The organism is Brumimicrobium salinarum (genome assembly GCF_002844555.1).
GTDB classification, from domain to species: domain Bacteria; phylum Bacteroidota; class Bacteroidia; order Flavobacteriales_D; family Crocinitomicaceae; genus Brumimicrobium; species Brumimicrobium salinarum.
Map to the genome: position 1 here is coordinate 1 of NZ_PJNI01000051.1, position 1,157 is coordinate 1,157.

A 1,157-nucleotide genomic window follows, 5' to 3' on the forward strand; every position below is an offset into this window, starting at 1 on the left:
CGAAAAAATAATGATAGTTGGTGTGGAGATTATGGATAGCAATAGGCCGGTAAAGATTAGGGTTGAAATAATGCTTAAAAGCAGGATATTTGAATATTCAGCTAAAAAGATTATGGCAAAAGAGGCTCCTGCGTATTCTACGTTGAAGCCAGAGACAAGTTCAGATTCTCCTTCTGCGAAGTCAAAGGGGCTACGGTTGACTTCGGCGGTGCAGATTAGGATTCAAATTAGTAAAAGAGGGATTAGGCCTGCTAAGAATGGGGTTGAATTTTGTGGTATATAAAATTCTTTTATTTTGTAAGAATGAATAAAAATAAGAAAAAGGAGAAACAGTATAAAGAAGTTAATTTCATAAGAGATTATTTGTGCTACGCTTCGTAAAGAGCCTAATTGGCTATATTTAGAATTGGCTGATCAGCCAATTGTTAAAATTGAATAGACGCTTAGACTTGAAATTACAAAAAAAATTAGGGTATTAAATGAGCTGTCGATAATGTTAAAGTGTCTGAGAGGCAGTAGGGGTCATATAATTAAGCCAAGAAAAAAGGTAAATAAGGGGGTAGCGATAATTAGTGTGGTATTTCTAGTTGTAGGTAGTGTTATTGTTTTGTTAAAGAGTTTAATGGCGTCTCTAAATGGCTGTAAAATTCCAATAAATCTTACTTTATTAGGTCCTTTGCGTATTTGGATATAGCTTAAGAATTTTCGTTCTAAAATAGTATAAAAAGCGACAGAAAGGAGAATTGCAATAATAGTAATTAAAATATTAAATATTGTGGTAATAAAGAGTTTGAAAGATTCTAAATCTATTGCATTAGTTTGCTAAAATGGGGCTAGTAACTTATTGTAAGGTCCTTTCGTACTGGTACATTTTTAAAAAAGATAGAAACCGACCTGGTTTTCACCGGTCTGAACTCAAATCATGTAATTTTTTACAAGTCGAACAGACTTTCTTGTCCGAAATTTTCGTCGGAGAGAGGCTTAATTCAACATCGAGGTCATAATCTTAATTTTTTATAAGAGCTTTAAAATTAAATTATGCTGTTATCCCTAAGGTAACTTTATATAAAGTTAGGAGTTATTAAAGGGTTAGTGTAAGATTTTTTTACAATGCCGCCCCAGCTTAACTGTAGTTAAGTTCTTTAGGGTCTTATCGT

The 1,157-nt window shown here is 32.9% G+C and carries 1 rRNA gene and 1 pseudogene; both read right to left on the reverse strand.

Features of this window, described 5'->3' with window-relative positions:
• A pseudogene (locus tag CW751_RS16085) lies at positions 1 to 810 on the reverse strand (NADH-quinone oxidoreductase subunit H); the annotation flags it as partial.
• A gap of 62 nt (positions 811 to 872) precedes the next feature.
• A 23S ribosomal RNA gene (locus tag CW751_RS16150) occupies positions 873 to 1,157 on the reverse strand; the annotation flags it as partial.